Source organism: Micromonospora sp. NPDC092111 (genome assembly GCF_044755745.1).
Classification (GTDB): Bacteria; Actinomycetota; Actinomycetes; order Mycobacteriales; family Micromonosporaceae; genus Micromonospora.
Map to the genome: position 1 here is coordinate 156,694 of NZ_JBIVRQ010000003.1, position 15,964 is coordinate 172,657.

Consider the following 15,964-nt stretch of genomic DNA (forward strand, 5'->3'; position numbering starts at 1 on the left):
TGTGGCCTGCCACACTCTGGGCATGCGCGTGCTGCTCTGTCCGGACAAGTTCGCCGGCACCCTGGAGGCACCGGAGGTGGCGGCTGCGGTCGCCGCCGGCTGGCGCGAGGTGGACGACTCGGACGACCTGCTCATCCGGCCCCTCGCCGACGGGGGACCGGGCTTCGTCACGGTGCTCGCCGACGCGCTCGCCGGCCGGCGGATCCCGGTGCCGACGGTCGACCCGCTCGGCCGCCCGGCCGCCGGTGAGATCCTGCTCACCGCCGACGGCACGGCGTACCTGGAGAGCGCCCAGGCGTGCGGGCTGCACCTGCTGGCCGCCGCCGAGCGCGACCCGAAGGCCACCACCTCGTACGGCCTCGGCGCGCTGGTCACCGCCGCCGTCGAGCACGGCGCCCGGACGGTGGTGATCGGGCTGGGCGGGTCCGGCACCAACGACGGCGGCGCCGGCCTGCTCGCCGCGCTCGGCGGCACACCGCTCGACGACGCCGGCCGGGCCCTGCCGTACGGCGGGGCGGCCCTGGCGGCGGTCGCCGCCCTCGACGGTGTCCCCCGGCTGCGCGGGGCCACCCTGGTCGCCGCCACCGACGTGGACAACCCGCTGCTCGGCCTGCACGGCGCCAGCAGCGTCTACGGCCCGCAGAAGGGCGCCGACCGGGCCGACGTGCTGCTGCTCGACGCCGCGCTGGAACGCTGGGCGGCGGTGCTGGAGCAGGATCTGCCCGGCTGCCCGCCGGGGCTCGGCACGCTGCCCGGCGGCGGCGCGGCCGGCGGCCTCGGCGCGGCGATCCTCGCCCTCGGTGGGCGCTGCGAGTCCGGCATCGACCTGGTCACCCGGGCGATCGGCCTGGACGCCGCGCTGGACGGGTGCGACCTGGTGATCACCGGGGAGGGCTCCTTCGACCACCAGTCGCTGCGCGGCAAGGTGGTCGCCGGAGTCGCCGGAGCGGCCCGCGACCGGGGCGTGCCCTGCGTGGTGCTGGCGGGACGGGTGAGCACCGGGCGTCGGGAGGCCGCCTCGGCCGGGGTGACCGAGGCGTACAGCCTGGTGGAGCACTTCGGCGGCGAGGAGCGCGGCGGGGTGGCGGCGGCGATGGGCCGGCCCGCCGAGGGGCTGCGCGCGCTCGGCGCCCGGCTGGCCCGGCAGTGGAGCCGCTGAGCGGGGGCCCGCCGGCCCCACCTGCGGCGGCGGTCACGCCAGCCGGGTGGCGGCGGTCGGGGCGGCGTACCATCGGAACTGGACCACACCGGGAATCACTGGGCGACGCGTGACGTTGGCCAGTGCGTCCGGACCCATACCGCGCAGGGAGATTTCCACGTGACCACGCCAGCGCAGACCGAGTCGACCGAGGCCCAGGCCCCTACTTCCGTCGTCCTGACCGACGTCGCGGCGCAGAAGGTCAAGGCCCTGATCGAGCAGGAGGGCCGCGACGACCTGCGGCTCCGGGTCGCGGTGCAGCCGGGCGGCTGCTCCGGCCTGCGGTACCAGCTCTTCTTCGACGAGCGTTCGCTCGACGGTGACGTCGTCAGCGACTTCGGCGGTGTCGAGGTCGTCGTCGACCGGATGAGCGCCCCCTACCTGACCGGGGCGACCATCGACTTCGCCGACCGCATCGACGCCCAGGGCTTCACCATCGACAACCCCAACGCGGGCAGCTCCTGCGCCTGCGGCGACTCGTTCAGCTGAGTCGAGACCGGCGCACCGACGGGGCCGTCCCACACCGGGGCGGCCCCGTCGTCGTGTCCGCCCCGCCGGCCGGTGGCCGAGGGGCGACGGGAGGATGAGCAGGTGGTGGCCGACGGACGGCTGACCCCCGTCCGTCGTCCGGGCGGGACCGGTAGGCTGACCGGCGCCGTGCTCCCGACCCCGAGGGTTGACATGAAGATCGCCGTGACCGGCTCGATCGCGACCGACCACCTGATGAGCTTTCCCGGCCGCTTCGCCGACCAGCTCATCGCCGACCAGTTGCACAAGGTGTCCCTCTCCTTCCTGGTGGACGAACTGGTGCTGCGTCGGGGCGGGGTGGCCGCCAACATCGCCTTCGGCATGGGGCAGCTCGGGCTGCGTCCGGTCCTGCTGGGCGCGGTGGGGGACGACTTCGCCGACTACCGCTCCTGGCTGGAGCGGCACGGCGTGGACTGCGACTCGGTGCACGTCAGCGAGGTGGCGCACACGGCCCGCTTCGTCTGCACCACCGACACCGACATGTGCCAGATCGCCTCGTTCTACGCGGGCGCGATGAGCGAGGCCCGCAACATCGAGCTGGCCCCCGTCGCGGAGCGGCTCGGCGGCCTGGACCTGGTGCTGGTCGGCGCGAACGACCCGGAGGCGATGATCCGGCACTCGGCCGAGTGCCGGGAGCGCGGCTTCGCCTTCGTCGCCGACCCGTCCCAGCAGCTCGCCCGGATGGACGGCGAGGACGTGGTCTCGCTGATCGACGGCGCCGAGTACCTGATGACCAACGAGTACGAGAAGTCGCTGCTCCAGAGCAAGGCCGGGCTCAGCGACACCCAGCTCCTGGAGAAGGTGAAGGTCCGGGTCACCACGCTGGGCAAGGACGGCGTCGAGATCGCCGGCCGGGATGTCGCGCCGTTCCGGGTGCCGATCGCCCGGGAGACCCGGGCCGTCGACCCGACCGGCGTCGGCGACGGCTTCCGGGCCGGGTTCTTCACCGCCCTGTCCTGGGGCCTGAGCCTGGAGCGCGCCGCGCAGGTCGGCTCGCTGCTGGCCACCCTGGTCCTGGAGACCGTCGGCACCCAGGAGTACGCGGTGCAGCGCGACCTGTTCGTCAAGCGGCTCGCCGATTCGTACGGCGCCGCCGCCGCCGAGGACGTCCGGCCGCACCTGCTGCCATGACGCAGCTCCTGGTCGTGTTCGCCGGCCTGCCGGGCGTGGGGAAGAGCACCCTCGCCGGGCGGGTCGGCACGGCGCTGGGCGCCCCGGTGCTTGCGGTCGATCCGGTCGAGCGGGCGCTGGCCCGGCAGGGCCTGGTCGGCGTCGGGCCCGGCCTGGCCGCGTACGAGGCGGTCGCCGGCCTGGCCGAGGTGCAGTTGGCGCTGGGGCTGAGCGTGGTGGTGGACGCGGTCAACCCGGTGGCCGGTGCCCGGGGCCTGTGGCGCGACCTGGCCGATCGGGCCGGGGTGCCGCTGCGGCTGGTCGAGGTGCACTGCGGTGACGAGGCGGAACACCGCCGCCGGGTCGAGGCGCGCGGCGCCGCCGCCCCCGATCCGCTCACCTTGACCTGGGAGCAGACCCTGGTCCGCCGGGCGGAGTACGAGCCCCTGATCGGCGCCCGCCTGGTCGTCGACACCGCCGTCGCCGTCGACCCCCTCCCCGCCCTGCTCGGCTACCTGTCCTGAGCCCGCCCCCGATGGTCCTGCCGGTCCGGCGGGGTGCGGCGGCCGGGGCGGTGCCGGGCGGTGGTCGCCGGGCGGCGGAACCGGCCCGGGTGCTGACCGACGGCGAGGCTGGATCAGTGGGCGCGGCGGACGTCGTAGCCGGGGCCGTCGGGCCACCCGGCCACGAAGTCCTGGCCGCGCATCCGGCACCAGGCGGGAATGTCGACGGCCGCCGCCGGGTCGTCCGCGAGGACCCGCAGCACCGCGCCGACCGGCAGTTCCGGCAGCCGGCGGGCCAGCGCGATCACCGGCAGCGGGCAGCGCTGGCCCCGGCAGTCCAGCACCTCGGCCGGCCCGCTCACAGCCCCACCACCCCCGCCTCGGCGCGCAGCCCGGCGACGATCCCGGGCAGTTCGGTGAGGAACCGCTCGACGTCCGTCTCGGTGGTCTCCCGGTGCAGGGAGACCCGGACGTTGCCGTGCGAGAGCACCCCCATCGCCTCCAGCACATGCGACGGGCGCAGCGTCGAGGAGGTGCAGGAGGAACCGGAGGAGACGGCGAAGCCACGCCGGTCCAGCGCGTGCAGCAGCACCTCGCCGTCGACGTACAGGCAGGAGAACGTCACCAGGTGGGGGAGCCGGTCGACCGGATCGCCGACCACCTCCACGTCGGGCACCTCGGCGGCCACCCGGGCCCGGATCCGGTCGACCAGCGGCGTCAGCCGGGCGGCCTCGGCCGCCGCGTCGGCCGCCGCCGCGCGCAGGCTCGCCGCCGCCGACACCACCGCCGGCAGGTTCAGCACCCCCGGGGTACGTCCCGACTCCCGCTCGTCGGCCGGCCAGGGCGACTCCCAGCGGGTGCCCTTGCGTACCACCAGCAGCCCGACGCCGGGCGGTCCACCCCACTTGTGCGCGCTGGCGGTCAACACCGACCAGCCGGTCGGCACCGGGATCCGGCCGACCACCTGGGCCGCGTCCACGTACAGCGGCACTCCGGCGGCGGCGCAGGCGGCGGCGGCCTCGGCGACCGGCTGGACGGTGCCCACCTCGTGGCTGGCGGCGATCAGCGCGGCCAGCGCCACCCCCGGCGCGCGTACCGTGTCGGACCAGGCGGGCAGGTCGAGCCGGCCGGACCGGTCCACCGGCACGGACACCGCCGCGCCGCCGCCGGCCGTGTGCCGCTGCGCGGCGTGCAGCACCGCCGAGTGTTCGATCGCCGAGTGCACCAGGGTGCCGCCGGCCCGGTGCCGGCCGGCGAGACCGCCCAGCACCGCCCCGTGCGCGGCGGTCGTACCGCTGGGGGTGAAGGAGAGTTCGTCGGCGCGGACACCGAGCGTGGTCGCGGTGGCCTCGCGGGCGGCGTCGAGGAGTTGGCGGGCCCGGCGAGCCTGGGTGTAGAGCCTGCCGGGGTCGGCCCAGCCGTCGTCGAGGGCGGCCAGCAGCGCCTGCCGGGCGACCGGATGCAGCGGCGCGGCGGCGGCCGCGTCCAGGTAAACCGGGGGAGCACTCACGGCTGACCACGCTATCGCGCCGGTCCGCCCAAGATCCCCCGATGGGGGCGGACAGTGACCCCAACACGGTCGAGCCCGCCATGGTCGAGTAATCTGCGACCGTCGGTGACGCCTTTGCCGTCGGTGCTGATGGAAAACCCCACCGCGGCGCGCTAGGGAGGCAGGACCAGGTGGTCGCAAGGAGTTCGGAGGTACGGCCGTCGGCCGTACGGCACAGCGCTTCCCCAGGAGCCGGTGAGCGCCGGCGGCGTGGCGCTGGTCGGCTCGCCGGGCTCGGTCTCGGCGGAGCTGCGCTGCTGGTTCTGCTCACCGGGTGCGACGTCGGCAGTTCGGTCGCCGGCTTCGGCTGGCCGCAGGGCGGCATCACGCCCGAGTCGCACCGGATGTACGACCTGTGGATCGCGTCCTGCGTCGCCGCCCTGGCGGTCGGTGTCTTCGTCTGGGGCCTGATCTTCTGGTGCGTGGTGCGCTACCGCAAGCGGGGCAACGAGCTGCCGGTGCAGACCCGCTACAACCTGCCGATGGAGTTCCTCTACACCATCGCGCCGATCCTGATCGTCTCCGTGCTCTTCTACTACACGGCGATCATCCAGACCGACGTGGACAAGACGACGAAGAACCCGGACATCACCGTCGAGGTCGTCGCCTTCAAGTGGAACTGGCAGTTCAACTACCGCGACGGCCAGGGCCGGGACGCCAACACCGTGGCGTCGGTGCTGGGCACCAGCGAGGTCATCCCGGTGCTGGTGCTGCCGACCGACCGGTCGATCCGGTTCGAGGAGACCAGTCGCGACGTCATCCACTCCTTCTGGGTGCCCGAGCTGCTCTTCAAGCGCGACGTGATGCCCGGCAAGATCCGTAACGTCTTCGAGGTCTCGAAGCTGGAGTCCGAGGGCGCGTACGTCGGCCGCTGCGCCGAGCTGTGCGGCAGCTACCACGCCTTCATGAACTTCGAGCTGCGGGTCGTCTCCCCGGAGAAGTACGACCAGTTCCTGGCGGCCAAGCGGGGCGGCAAGTCGACGCAGGAGGCGCTCACCGCCATCGGCGAGGACCCGTACGCGCAGACCACGCAGCCGTACGACACGCGGCGCACCAAGGACAACTTCAACCCGGACGACGCGTCCGCCAGCGCGGGAAGCTGAGGTAGCCGGCATGAAGACCGAGTGGCGTATCTTCCTGATCATCGCCGGGTTCCTGTTCGGCGTGACCGTCCTCTACGCTGCCTGGACGTACGGGGACTCCGGCGGCGTCGAGTGGGTCGGCACGGTGGCCCTGCTGCTGTCCTTCCTGCTCTGCTCGATGTGCGGCGGCTTCTTCTGGTTCGTCTCCCGCCGTATCGACCTGCGCCCCGAGGACCGGCCGGACGGCGAGATCGCCGACGGCGCGGGCGAGATCGGCTTCTTCAGCCCGGGCAGCTACTGGCCGTTCGGCCTGGCCCTGGCCGCCGCCCTGGCCGGCCTGGGCCTGGTCTACTGGCAGTTCTGGCTGCTCGGCCTCGGCCTGGTCGCGGTCATCTTCAGCGCCTGCGGCCTGCTCTTCGAGTACTACTCCGGCACCCGGCGCACCGCCGAGCACTGATCCGAACCTCTGCACCGGCCGTCTGAGCCGTTGCCCGCAGGCCCGTGTCCCACCCTGGGACGCGGGCCTGCGGCGTCATTCCCGCAGGTGGGTAGCGGGGCCGGGCGGAGGACGGGGTTGCCGTTCGCGCCCTTTGGAGCTGATGGTGGTGGGAGTCCTCGTCGCCGCTGCTCGGACGGATCCCCGGTTCGGCCGAGGCACGACGTGCGGCAGGGTGACGATGTCCTGCCCAGAATCTGCTCAGGGTGTGATCAGGTTCTGCTCAGGGCATGGTCAGATCCTGGGCAGGGCATGGTCGGGATCTGCCTCAGCGCGTTCTCACGCGGCGCGGTGGTGGGGCGTGGGCCGGCGGCGGCGCCGGTCGGTCAGCCGGGTGGCCTGGAAGGCGAAGGTCGCGATCAGCACGGCCGCGCCGCAGCCGGTGCAGACCAGCTCGGGGCAGTCGGCGCCGTGGCCGTCCACGCAGGGCGGCGCCTCGAACGGCTGAACGCCCTCGCAGATGTCGCAGTGGAGTTCGCGGTCCGACACGGGCGTCTCCTCTCGCTCCGGAACCCGCCGACGGGCTTCGCCGCCATCGGTGGAAAACGGAAAATTACTCCCGTGTAGTTTCGCACGCCCCACCGACAGGCCCCAGCCGGGCCGGCCGGTCAGAGTGAGCGGGCGACCTCGACCCAGCGGTCCAGGGCGGCGGCAGCCGCCCCCGAGTCGACGGACTCGGCCGCCCGGTCCATGCCGGCGCGTACGGCCTCGGTGAGGTCACCGTCCAGCGGGGCCTGGGTGGCGAGCGCGACGGCCGCGTTGACCAGGACGGCGTCGCGGACCGGGCCGGTCTCGCCGGCCAGCAGCCGGCGGGTCACGCCGGCGTTGTGGGCGGCGTCACCGCCGCGCAGGTCGGCCAGGGTGGACCGGGGCACCCCGAGGTCGGCCGCGTCCAGCAGCGCCTCCCGGACGGTGCCCTGCTGGGCCACCCAGACGCGGGTGGGCGCGGCGGTGGTGAACTCGTCCAGGCCGTCCTCGCCGCGCATCACGACGACCGAGTCGCCACGGGCGGCGAAGACCTCGGCCATGACCGGGGCCATCCGGGCGTCGAAGCAGCCCACGGCACCGGCGCGCGGGCGGGCCGGGTTGGTCAGCGGGCCGAGGAAGTTGAACGCGGTCGGCACCCCGATCTCCCGCCGGACCGGGCCGGCGTGCCGCATGCCCGGGTGGAACCGGGCCGCGAAGCAGAAGCCGATGCCGGTCTCGGCCACGCAGCGGGCCACCTGCTCCGGGCCGAGATCCAGCGGTACGCCGAAGAACTCCAGCAGGTCGGCGGTGCCGCACAGGGACGAGGCGGCCCGGTTGCCGTGTTTCACCACCCGGACGCCGGCGCCGGCCACGACCAGCGCGGTCATCGTCGAGATGTTGACCGTGTGGGCGAGGTCACCGCCGGTGCCCACCACGTCGACCGCGGTGCGGCGCAGCTCCTCCGGGAGGTTCACCGCGACCGAGTGGCCGAGCATCGCCTCGACCAGGCCGGCCAGCTCGGCCGGGGTCTCACCCTTGGCGCGCAGGGCGACCGCGAAGCCGGCGATCTGGGCCGGGCTGGCGGCGCCGGCCATGATCTCGTTCATCGCCCAGGCGGTGTCGGCGGTGGAGAGCTCGTCACCGCGTAACAGCGCGTTGAGCAGGTGCGGCCAGGTCCGTTCGCCCATGGTGGGCCTCCCGAGCGGGCGTGGGGTGCGGGTGGACGGGCGCGCCCGTCACCCCGGGCGCCAGGGGCGCCGCCGAGTGTGCGACTCAGGCGGCGGCGTGCGTACGCAGCAGCTCGGCGACCGTGGTGCCGGTGGCCACCGGGTCGAGCGGGTGCATCAGCACCCCGTCGACCTGCGCGTACGAGGCGAGCCATCGGTCGGCCGCGCGGGCGATGACCAGGCAGGTGGGCGGGGCGTCGTCCCGATCGTCCTTGATCTGGCGGGCGATGCCGAGGCCGCCACCGGGCGAGGCCTCACCGTCGAGCAGCATGAGGTCGATCTCGTAGTCGTCGACCAGCCGGATGCAGCCGGCGTAGTCGGACGCGTCGACGAACTCGATCTGTAGCCCGGGTGCGGGGCGGGTGCCGACGGCCAGCCGCATCCGGTCCCGGACCTGCGGGTCGTCGCTGTAGAGCAGGACGGTGCAAAGACGATCGCTCATGCCGGCACTCCGCTTCGCTCCGTGCCGTGATGAGGCACCGTCACACTGCGCCTGACTCGCTCGCTGCGCTCACTCATTTGGCTGTACTCCTCGTAGCTGCCCGTTGATCGTACCGGTCGGTGTGGCGTACCCGACATCCCGCCTGCCGGCTCCTCGCGGACCGGGCGTCGCGGCAGCTCAGACCGGGGTGCCGGGGGCCGCGGCGGGGGCGCCGGCGGCCTCGGCCGCAGCGGCGGCGGCCCGCTCCCGGGCCTCCTGCCGGTCCAGCTCGCGGTCGACCCGGCGGGCCTCCCGCTCGGACTGCTTGACCCACTGCACCACCAGCACCGCGATCATCGTGACGCTGACGAACTCGCCGCCGGCCCAGAGGATCCCGCCGGCGACGACCTGGTCGTTCCACGGGTCCGACCAGGTCAGGCCCAGCGACGGGTACCAGTCGCCGCCGAAGAGCGTGCTGCTCTGCATGATGGTCAGCCCGAGCACGGTGTGGAACGGCACCGACAGCAGCATCAGCAGCGCCCGGGCCGGGTACGGCCAGCGGCCGGGCAGCGGGTCCAGGCCGAGCAGCGGCCAGAAGAACACGCAGCCGGTCATGATGAAGTGCGCGTGCACCAGTTCGTGTGCCCAGGCGTGTTCGAGGGTGTAGCGGTACAGGTCGGTGAAGTAGAGCGCGAACGGGTTGACCACGAAGATGGTGAACGCGACCAGCGGGAAGCTGTAGACCCGGGCGATCCGGCTGTGCACGACGGCCAGCAGCCGCTTGCGCGGGCCGACCGGCAGGGTGCGCAGGGCCAGGGTGACCGGGGCGCCCAGGGCCAGGAAGATCGGGGAGATCATCGACAGCACCATGTGCTGGACCATGTGCACCGACAGCAGGGCGGTGTCGTACGCGTGCAGCCCGCTGACCGTCACCGCGGCGATGCCGCCCAGGCCCGGGCCGAGGAAGCAGACGGTACGGACCACCGGCCAGCGGTCCCCGCGCAGCCGCAGCCGGTGTACGCCGTAGAGGTAGAGGCCGGCGGCGATGACCAGGCCCAGGGCGAGCCAACTGTCCAGCCGGGTCTCGGTGAAGATCCGGGTGATGTCGAACGGCGGCGGTACCTCGTCGCCGCCCGCCGCGAGGCTGGTGGGCGGGACCGCCGAGGTGGCGGCGAAGATCGAATCGACGTGCAGCACGCTTTTCAGGCTAGGCCAGGCGAACCGGACCGCCACTATCGGGCCATCCCTCACCCCGGTTTGGCCCCCCGCTGATCGCCCGCCCCGGTCAAGGGCAATAATGACCGCGTGACTGCGGCCCCAGCCATTGACAAGAGCCGGATCCACTCCCTGACCCGACCCAACATGGTCAGCGTCGGGACGATCGTGTGGCTCTCCAGCGAACTCATGTTCTTCGCGGCGCTGTTCGCGATGTACTTCTCGATCCGTGCGGCGGCGCCGGAGCAGTGGGAGAAGCACACCGAGGTCCTCAACATCCCCTACGCGACCACCTTCACGGTGATCCTGGTGCTGTCCTCGGTGACCTGCCAGCTCGGTGTCTTCGCGGCCGAGAAGGGTGACGTCCACGCCCTGCGGCGCTGGTTCACGATCACCTTCGTGATGGGCCTGATCTTCGTGCTCGGCCAGGCGAACGAGTACCGCACCCTGGTGCACGAGGGCGTGAAGATCAACGAAGACGGTTACGGGTCGATGTTCTACCTCACCACCGGCTTCCACGGCCTGCACGTGACCGGCGGTCTCATCGCCTTCATCATCTTCATGATCCGCACCACCATGGGCCGGTTCACCCCGGCGCAGGCCACGTCGGCGATCGTCGTGTCGTACTACTGGCACTTCGTCGACGTCGTGTGGATCGGGCTCTACGCCATGATCTACTGGCTTCAGTGATCTTGGCGCGTCACGTACCGCGCCGCTGCTTCGTCCCCTGAGACAAGGTCCAACCGGTTAAGGACACAGGTCATGACTTCTGACAACGACCGCCGACGCGGTCTGCTCGCGCGGTTGCGCGGGCGGCCCGCGGCGCGCAGCAGGGGCCGCCGCCGGCTGGGCGCGGCGTTCCGGCTGATCGCCGCGCTGACGCTGGCCGGCGGCGCCTACACCGTCTTCGCCCCCGGCGTGCAGGCGCAGGAAAACCCGCCGCTGACCGGCGCCGCGGCCGAGGGCAAGGCGCTGTTCGACGTGAGCTGCGTGACCTGCCACGGTCGCAACGCGCAGGGCGTCGAGGGTCGTGGCCCGAGCCTGATCGGTGTCGGCTCCGCCTCGGTGGAGTTCCAGGTCGGCAGCGGTCGCATGCCGATGGCCCGGCAGGAGGCGCAGGCCATGCGCAAGCCGCCGGTCTTCACCGACGAGCAGGTGCGCCAGCTCGGCCAGTACATCCAGGAGCTCGGCGGGGGCCCGCAGGTCCCGCAGGGCGACCTCCGCGCGGGCGCCAACCTGGCGACCGGCGGTGAGCTGTTCCGGATCAACTGCTCGCAGTGCCACGCCTTCGGCGGTGGCGGCGGCGCGCTCTCCTCGGGCAAGTACGCCCCGAGCCTGAAGCCCGCCAGCGACGCGCAGATCTACGCCGCGATGCTCAGCGGCCCGCAGAACATGCCGGTGTTCGGCGACAACCAGATCACCCCGGAGCAGAAGGCGGACATCATCGCCTACATCCAGGAGACCCTGAAGGCCGACCAGGACCAGGGCGGCCTCAACCTCGGCCGGTACGGTCCGTCCACCGAGGGTCTGGCGATCTTCCTGGTGGGCATCGTCGCGCTGGTCTTCACGAGCCTGTGGATTGCGGGCAAGTCGTGACCGAGCGCATCGTCAACAGCATTGCCGTGGTGCCGTGCGCCGGCACCGCCCGTAGCGAGGTGACGGCATGAGCACCCAGACCGAGCACCAGGCCCCGCAGGGCCGGGAGCCGCTCGACGTCAACGACCCCCGGGTGTCCCGGTTCGACATCGTTCAGGAGGGCGCGCGTCGGGACGACATCGAGATCGTCCACTACGAGGAGCAGGTCGTCCCGGGCAGCAAGGCCGAGCGCCGGCTGACCCGTACGGTCGCGGCGATGTTCCTGCTGACCGGCCTGGCCGCCACCGCCTTCCTGGTCGTCTACATCTGGTGGCCGTGGCAGTACGAGCCGGGTCGCGGCGGCGACAAGTGGTACACCCCGCTGCTCGGGCTCACCCTGGGCGTCGCGCTGCTCGGCATCGGCTTCGGCATCCTCACCTGGGGCAAGAAGCTGCTGCCCAAGGAGGTCTCGATCCAGGACCGGCACGACGGCCCCGGGTCCGCCGAGGAGCGCAAGATCACCGGTGAGACGATGCTCTACCTGGCCGACGAGATGGGCGTGCGGCGGCGTCCGCTGCTCGGCGTCTCGCTGGTCGCCGGCCTGCTGCCGGTCGGGGCGGTGGCCGCGGCCCCGCTGGTCGGCGGGCTGATCTCCAACCCGCACAAGAACAACCAGATGTTCACCACCGGCTTCTCCCCGGCCGACGGCAAGAAGATCCGGCTGGTCCGTGAGGACGGCCGGCCGATCCGGCCCGCCGACGTCAGCGCCGGCGGTCAGCTCACCGTCTTCCCCGGCATCGAACACGGCGTGAGCAACAAGCACGCCGACTCGCCGACCCTGCTGATCCACCTGCGGGAGTCCGACGCGGAGAAGTCCCGGCAGGCCAACTCGCGGGTCGGCCACGGCGACTACATGTGGGGCAACTACGCGGCGTACTCCAAGATCTGCACCCACGCCGGCTGCCCCGCCAGCCTCTACGAGCAGCAGACCAACCGGCTGCTCTGCCCGTGCCACCAGAGCCAGTTCCTGATCACCGACAACGCCCGACCGGTCTTCGGCCCGGCGAGCCGGCGGCTGCCCCAGCTACCGATCGAGGTGGACGAGGAGGGCTTCTTCGTGGCGAAGTCCGACTACACCGAAACCGTCGGCCCCGACTTCTGGGAGCGGCCATGAAGCGCCGAAAGTTTGACGTAGCAGCGGTGCCGGGCAAGGCCGCCGGGGGAGTGGACGACCGCTTCCAGGTGGCCACCCCGCTGCGCAAGCTGCTGAACAAGGTCTTCCCGGACCACTGGTCGTTCCTGCTCGGCGAGATCGCGCTCTTCTCGTTCGTCGTGCTGCTGCTGACCGGTGTCTTCCTGACCTTCTTCTACGAGCCGGCGATGACCGAGGTGGTCTACAACGGCAGCTACGCCCCGCTGCGGGGCACCCCGATGTCGGCCGCGTACGCCTCCAGCCTGGACCTGTCGTTCGACGTCCGGGGTGGTCTGATCATGCGGCAGATGCACCACTGGTCGGCGCTGCTGTTCATGGCCGCGATCGTGGTGCACATGATGCGGGTCTTCTTCACCGGCGCGTTCCGCAAGCCGCGGGAGACCAACTGGATCATCGGTTCGCTGCTGTTCTGGGTCGGCTTCCTGGCCGGCTTCAGCGGCTACTCGCTGCCGGACGACGGCCTGTCCGGCACCGGTCTGCGGATCGCCTCCGGCATCATGCTGTCGATCCCGGTGATCGGCTCCTGGGTCACCTCGTCGATCTTCGGCGGGGAGTTCCCCGGTGAGATCATCATCAGCCGGTTCTTCATCGCCCACGTGCTGCTCATCCCGGGTCTGCTGGTCGCGCTGATCAGCGCCCACCTGGGCCTGGTCTTCAAGCAGAAGCACACCCAGTGGCCCGGCCCCGGCCGGACCAACGAGAACGTGGTCGGCGAGCGGATGTTCCCGCGCTACGCGCTCAAGCAGGGCGGCTTCTTCATGGTCGTCTTCGGCGTCATCGCGCTGATGGGTGGCCTCTTCCAGATCAACCCGATCTGGTACTTCGGCCCGTACGAGGCGTGGGTGGTCTCGGCCGCCAGCCAGCCCGACTGGTACGTCATGTTCCTCGACGGCTCGACCCGCCTGATGCCGGCCTGGGAGATCAACATCCCGATCGGCGACGGGTACGTCATCCCGCCGCTGTTCTGGCCGACGGTCGTGCTGCCGGGCATCCTGGTCGGGCTCTCCACGCTCTACCCGTTCGTGGAGGCGCGGCAGCTCAAGGACTACCGGCACCACAACCTGCTGCAGCGGCCCCGGGACGTCCCGGCCCGTACCGCGGTGGGCGCGATGGCGGTCTCCTTCTACATCGTGCTGACCCTCTCCGGCGGCAACGACGTCATCGCCGACAAGTTCCACATCAGCCTCAACGCGATGACCTGGGCGGGCCGGGTGGGCCTGCTGGTGATCCCGCCGCTGGCCTACTACGTCACGTACCGGCTCTGCCTGGGGTTCCAGCAGCACGACCGGGAGGTGCTGGCCCACGGCGTGGAGACCGGCATCATCCGGCGCCTGCCGGACGGCCGGTTCGTCGAGGTCCACCAGCCGCTCACCGGGGCCGACGGGCACGACGGGCACGCGGAACTGGACTACGTCGGCTGGGTGGTGCCGAAGAAGATGAACCGGCTCGGGGCACTCGGCCCGGCCATCCGGGGCTTCTTCTACCCGATCGAGAAGCCGGCCGAGGCGCCGGTCTCGCCGGGGCACCCGCCGGTCGAACCCCGCCCGGAGCGGGAGGAGATCGGCAGCGGCGAGCGCCGTTCCTGACCTCTCCGACACACCGACCGTGGCGCCCGCCGGGATCCCCCGGCGGGCGCCACGTCCGTTTCCGGCTCCGCCCGGAGCGTCCGCCCGCCAACCGCCCAGAGTGGGTCGGGCGGTGCCGGCCGGGGCCTGGGCGACGCGGATCGCCCCGGCCATCCGGCCCCCGGGGGCGGCAACCGGACACCAGGGGCTTCGGGGTCGCCTCCCGGTACCGCCGAGCCCCGGTCACCCAACGGGTGGAAACCCAGGAATAACCCTCGTCAGCCGGGTATCCGTGCGGTCCAACGAAAACGGGGAGGGAACATGTTGGGTATCAAACGCCTGGGACTGCTGGCCACCGTGGTGGTGGTCGGCCTGGCGCCCGCGGCGGCGGCACAGGCCGCGGCGCAGCCGTCGGCGCAGGACACCCAGTACCTGCAGGCGGTGCACCAGGTGAACCTGACGGAGATCGTCACCGGCAACCTGGCGCAGCAGAAGGGGCAGAACCAGCAGGTCAAGGATCTGGGTAAGCAGTTCGTCACGGACCACACCCAGCTCGACCAGACGGTGCAGAGCACCGCGCAGCAACTGAACGTGTCCCTGCCGGGCGCGCCGACGGCCGACCAGCAGAAGGTGATCGACAAGCTCAACGGTCTCAGCGGCGCCGAGTTCGACAAGGCGTGGGTGACCGCCGAACTGGCCGGGCACGTCCAGGCCATCCAGGCCACCCAGACGGAGATCTCGCAGGGCTCCGAGCAGTCGGTGGTCCAACTCGCGCAGGACGCGCTGCCGGTCCTGCAGGCCCACTACGACGCGTTGGTGGCCCTGGCGCAGGAACTGGGCGTCCCGGTTCCGCAGACCAGCGCCAGCGGCACGCCGGGCCCGGGTGGCAGCGGCACGCCGGCCCCGGGTGGCACGACCGAGTCGCCGGCTCCCGGCGGTACGACCGAGGCACCGGCCCCGGGCGCGACCGAGTCGCCGGCCCCGGGTGGCGCGACCGAGTCGCCCGCTCCGGGTAACAGCTGACGTCACCGCACCGACGACGGTGGCCGGTTCCCCGCACCAGGGGGACCGGCCACCGCGCGTACCGGATCAGTCGGCGCTGGCCAGCCCGATCGCGAACGCCTCCTCCAGGTCGTGCTGGGAGTACGCGCGGAACGCGATGTGCGACTCCGTGCCGAGCACCCCGGGCACCTTGGAGATGCTGCCGGCGATGACCTGGGCGATCTGCTCGAACTCCCGGACCCGTACGACGGCGATCAGGTCGACGTGCCCGGCCACCGAGTAGACCTCGCTGACGCCGGGCAGGTTGGCCAGGTTCTCGGCCACCTCGGGGATCGAGTCGGTGGCGCAGTCGATCAGGACGATCGCGGTGATCACTGGACGATTCTCCGTTCGTGTGCCCGGCGGGACGCCGGCCTGGCGTCGCTGACCATGCTAGTGCGGCGTCCAGGAACGTTTGCCGGGTTGGTCGGCTCGCCTGCCCAGCCATCCCGTCCGGCCGACGGAACGGAGATTCCGCCCAAACGTCCCTTGCTCCTCGGCATAACGCCCGACACCGGTATGCCGCTCCGGCACAAATATGACGCAGCGGCATATCCGCTTCGAGGGTGGTCGCCTTTCCGTGCGAGCGTGACTCAGCGCCAGGATGCACCGGGTCACCCGCGACAGCGGGAGACCCCGGCCACCCACCCTGGCTTGTCGCCCACCCGGTCTGGCCGCGCACCCCGGGCTTGTCGCTTACCCCGGGCTTGTCGCGCACCCGGGCTTGTCGCCGACCCCGGGCTTGTTGCTCACCCGGGCTTGTCGCCCACCCGG

Annotated in this window: 18 protein-coding genes; 11 read left to right on the forward strand and 7 right to left on the reverse strand. The window is 72.1% G+C overall.

The window, feature by feature from the left end; all coding sequences use genetic code 11:
- Positions 1-22: 22 nt before the first annotated feature.
- The 4 genes from ACIQG9_RS09200 (at position 23) to ACIQG9_RS09215 (ending at position 3,360) form a co-directional block, all read left to right on the forward strand.
- A complete protein-coding gene (locus tag ACIQG9_RS09200; RefSeq protein WP_400399570.1) occupies positions 23-1,159 on the forward strand; it encodes a glycerate kinase in 1,137 nt (378 codons plus the stop codon).
- Between the two features lie 159 nt (positions 1,160-1,318).
- Positions 1,319-1,687, forward strand: a complete 369-nt coding sequence (erpA, locus tag ACIQG9_RS09205; RefSeq protein WP_400399572.1) for an iron-sulfur cluster insertion protein ErpA — start codon at positions 1,319-1,321, stop codon at positions 1,685-1,687.
- A 192-nt stretch (positions 1,688-1,879) separates the two neighbouring features.
- Positions 1,880-2,857 (forward strand): carbohydrate kinase family protein, encoded by a 978-nt coding sequence (locus tag ACIQG9_RS09210; protein WP_400399574.1) that lies wholly within the window; start codon positions 1,880-1,882, stop codon positions 2,855-2,857.
- Positions 2,854-3,360, forward strand: coding sequence for an AAA family ATPase (locus ACIQG9_RS09215; RefSeq protein WP_400399576.1), 507 nt, complete (start codon positions 2,854-2,856; stop codon positions 3,358-3,360). Before ACIQG9_RS09210 ends, ACIQG9_RS09215 begins: the two co-directional genes overlap by 4 nt.
- 113 nt (positions 3,361-3,473) lie before the next feature.
- Here the strand turns inward: ACIQG9_RS09215 and ACIQG9_RS09220 are convergent, their stop codons facing one another.
- Both ACIQG9_RS09220 and ACIQG9_RS09225 read right to left on the reverse strand, forming a co-directional pair.
- Positions 3,474-3,701 (reverse strand): sulfurtransferase TusA family protein, encoded by a 228-nt coding sequence (locus tag ACIQG9_RS09220; RefSeq protein WP_400399578.1) that lies wholly within the window; start codon positions 3,699-3,701, stop codon positions 3,474-3,476.
- Positions 3,698-4,849: a cysteine desulfurase family protein gene (locus ACIQG9_RS09225; protein WP_400399580.1), complete on the reverse strand. Its 1,152-nt coding sequence runs from the start codon at positions 4,847-4,849 to the stop codon at positions 3,698-3,700. The genes ACIQG9_RS09220 and ACIQG9_RS09225 overlap by 4 nt, the downstream gene beginning before the upstream one ends.
- 170 nt (positions 4,850-5,019) lie before the next feature.
- On the opposite strand from ACIQG9_RS09225, the gene coxB reads away from it, so the two are divergent.
- Together coxB and ACIQG9_RS09235 are read left to right on the forward strand one after the other, a co-directional pair.
- Positions 5,020-5,991, forward strand: coding sequence for a cytochrome c oxidase subunit II (gene coxB, locus ACIQG9_RS09230; protein ID WP_400399583.1), 972 nt, complete (start codon positions 5,020-5,022; stop codon positions 5,989-5,991).
- 10 nt (positions 5,992-6,001) lie between these two features.
- Positions 6,002-6,427, forward strand: a complete 426-nt coding sequence (locus ACIQG9_RS09235) for a cytochrome c oxidase subunit 4 (RefSeq protein ID WP_400399585.1) — start codon at positions 6,002-6,004, stop codon at positions 6,425-6,427.
- A gap of 318 nt (positions 6,428-6,745) precedes the next feature.
- Here the strand turns inward: ACIQG9_RS09235 and ACIQG9_RS09240 are convergent, their stop codons facing one another.
- The 4 genes from ACIQG9_RS09240 to ACIQG9_RS09255 all read right to left on the reverse strand — a co-directional run bounded on the left by ACIQG9_RS09240 (position 6,746) and on the right by ACIQG9_RS09255 (position 9,778).
- Entirely contained in the window at positions 6,746-6,955 is a 210-nt protein-coding gene (locus ACIQG9_RS09240; RefSeq protein ID WP_400399587.1) for a hypothetical protein, read from the reverse strand.
- 119 nt (positions 6,956-7,074) lie between these two features.
- Positions 7,075-8,121, reverse strand: coding sequence for an anthranilate phosphoribosyltransferase (trpD, locus tag ACIQG9_RS09245; RefSeq protein WP_400399589.1), 1,047 nt, complete (start codon positions 8,119-8,121; stop codon positions 7,075-7,077).
- Positions 8,122-8,206: 85 nt separating this feature from the next.
- Positions 8,207-8,602 (reverse strand): hypothetical protein, encoded by a 396-nt coding sequence (locus ACIQG9_RS09250; RefSeq protein ID WP_400399591.1) that lies wholly within the window; start codon positions 8,600-8,602, stop codon positions 8,207-8,209.
- 177 nt (positions 8,603-8,779) lie between these two features.
- Entirely contained in the window at positions 8,780-9,778 is a 999-nt protein-coding gene (locus ACIQG9_RS09255) for a cytochrome c oxidase assembly protein (RefSeq protein WP_400399593.1), read from the reverse strand.
- Between the two features lie 108 nt (positions 9,779-9,886).
- Here ACIQG9_RS09255 and ACIQG9_RS09260 point away from each other — a divergent pair, with 108 nt between their 5' ends.
- The 5 genes from ACIQG9_RS09260 (at position 9,887) to ACIQG9_RS09280 (ending at position 15,172) form a co-directional block, all read left to right on the forward strand.
- A complete protein-coding gene (locus ACIQG9_RS09260) occupies positions 9,887-10,486 on the forward strand; it encodes a heme-copper oxidase subunit III (RefSeq protein WP_400399595.1) in 600 nt (199 codons plus the stop codon).
- Between the two features lie 72 nt (positions 10,487-10,558).
- Positions 10,559-11,392 (forward strand): cytochrome c, encoded by an 834-nt coding sequence (locus tag ACIQG9_RS09265; protein WP_400399597.1) that lies wholly within the window; start codon positions 10,559-10,561, stop codon positions 11,390-11,392.
- A 67-nt stretch (positions 11,393-11,459) separates the two neighbouring features.
- Entirely contained in the window at positions 11,460-12,545 is a 1,086-nt protein-coding gene (locus tag ACIQG9_RS09270; protein ID WP_400399599.1) for a ubiquinol-cytochrome c reductase iron-sulfur subunit, read from the forward strand.
- On the forward strand, positions 12,542-14,170 hold the full coding sequence (locus ACIQG9_RS09275) for a cytochrome b N-terminal domain-containing protein (protein WP_400399601.1): 1,629 nt from the start codon (positions 12,542-12,544) through the stop codon (positions 14,168-14,170). Before ACIQG9_RS09270 ends, ACIQG9_RS09275 begins: the two co-directional genes overlap by 4 nt.
- A gap of 300 nt (positions 14,171-14,470) precedes the next feature.
- The gene (locus tag ACIQG9_RS09280) at positions 14,471-15,172 is read left to right on the forward strand and encodes a DUF4142 domain-containing protein (RefSeq protein ID WP_400399603.1); all 702 of its coding nucleotides are present in this window, start codon (positions 14,471-14,473) and stop codon (positions 15,170-15,172) included.
- A 66-nt stretch (positions 15,173-15,238) separates the two neighbouring features.
- On the opposite strand, the gene ACIQG9_RS09285 is transcribed toward ACIQG9_RS09280, so the two are convergent.
- Positions 15,239-15,526, reverse strand: a complete 288-nt coding sequence (locus tag ACIQG9_RS09285) for an Lrp/AsnC family transcriptional regulator (protein ID WP_400399605.1) — start codon at positions 15,524-15,526, stop codon at positions 15,239-15,241.
- Positions 15,527-15,964 lie beyond the last annotated feature (438 nt).

Bases quoted from the DNA above. Each gene is read 5' to 3' on its own strand.
- ACIQG9_RS09200 (WP_400399570.1), top strand. From the start codon at position 23: ATGCGCGTGCTGCTCTGTCCGGACAAGTTCGCCGGCACCCTGGAGGCA.
- ACIQG9_RS09210 (WP_400399574.1), top strand. From the start codon at position 1,880: ATGAAGATCGCCGTGACCGGCTCGATCGCGACCGACCACCTGATGAGC.
- ACIQG9_RS09215 (WP_400399576.1), top strand. From the start codon at position 2,854: ATGACGCAGCTCCTGGTCGTGTTCGCCGGCCTGCCGGGCGTGGGGAAG.
- ACIQG9_RS09235 (WP_400399585.1), top strand. From the start codon at position 6,002: ATGAAGACCGAGTGGCGTATCTTCCTGATCATCGCCGGGTTCCTGTTC.
- trpD (WP_400399589.1), bottom strand. From the start codon at position 8,121: ATGGGCGAACGGACCTGGCCGCACCTGCTCAACGCGCTGTTACGCGGT.
- ACIQG9_RS09250 (WP_400399591.1), bottom strand. From the start codon at position 8,602: ATGAGCGATCGTCTTTGCACCGTCCTGCTCTACAGCGACGACCCGCAG.
- ACIQG9_RS09265 (WP_400399597.1), top strand. From the start codon at position 10,559: ATGACTTCTGACAACGACCGCCGACGCGGTCTGCTCGCGCGGTTGCGC.
- ACIQG9_RS09270 (WP_400399599.1), top strand. From the start codon at position 11,460: ATGAGCACCCAGACCGAGCACCAGGCCCCGCAGGGCCGGGAGCCGCTC.
- ACIQG9_RS09275 (WP_400399601.1), top strand. From the start codon at position 12,542: ATGAAGCGCCGAAAGTTTGACGTAGCAGCGGTGCCGGGCAAGGCCGCC.
- ACIQG9_RS09280 (WP_400399603.1), top strand. From the start codon at position 14,471: ATGTTGGGTATCAAACGCCTGGGACTGCTGGCCACCGTGGTGGTGGTC.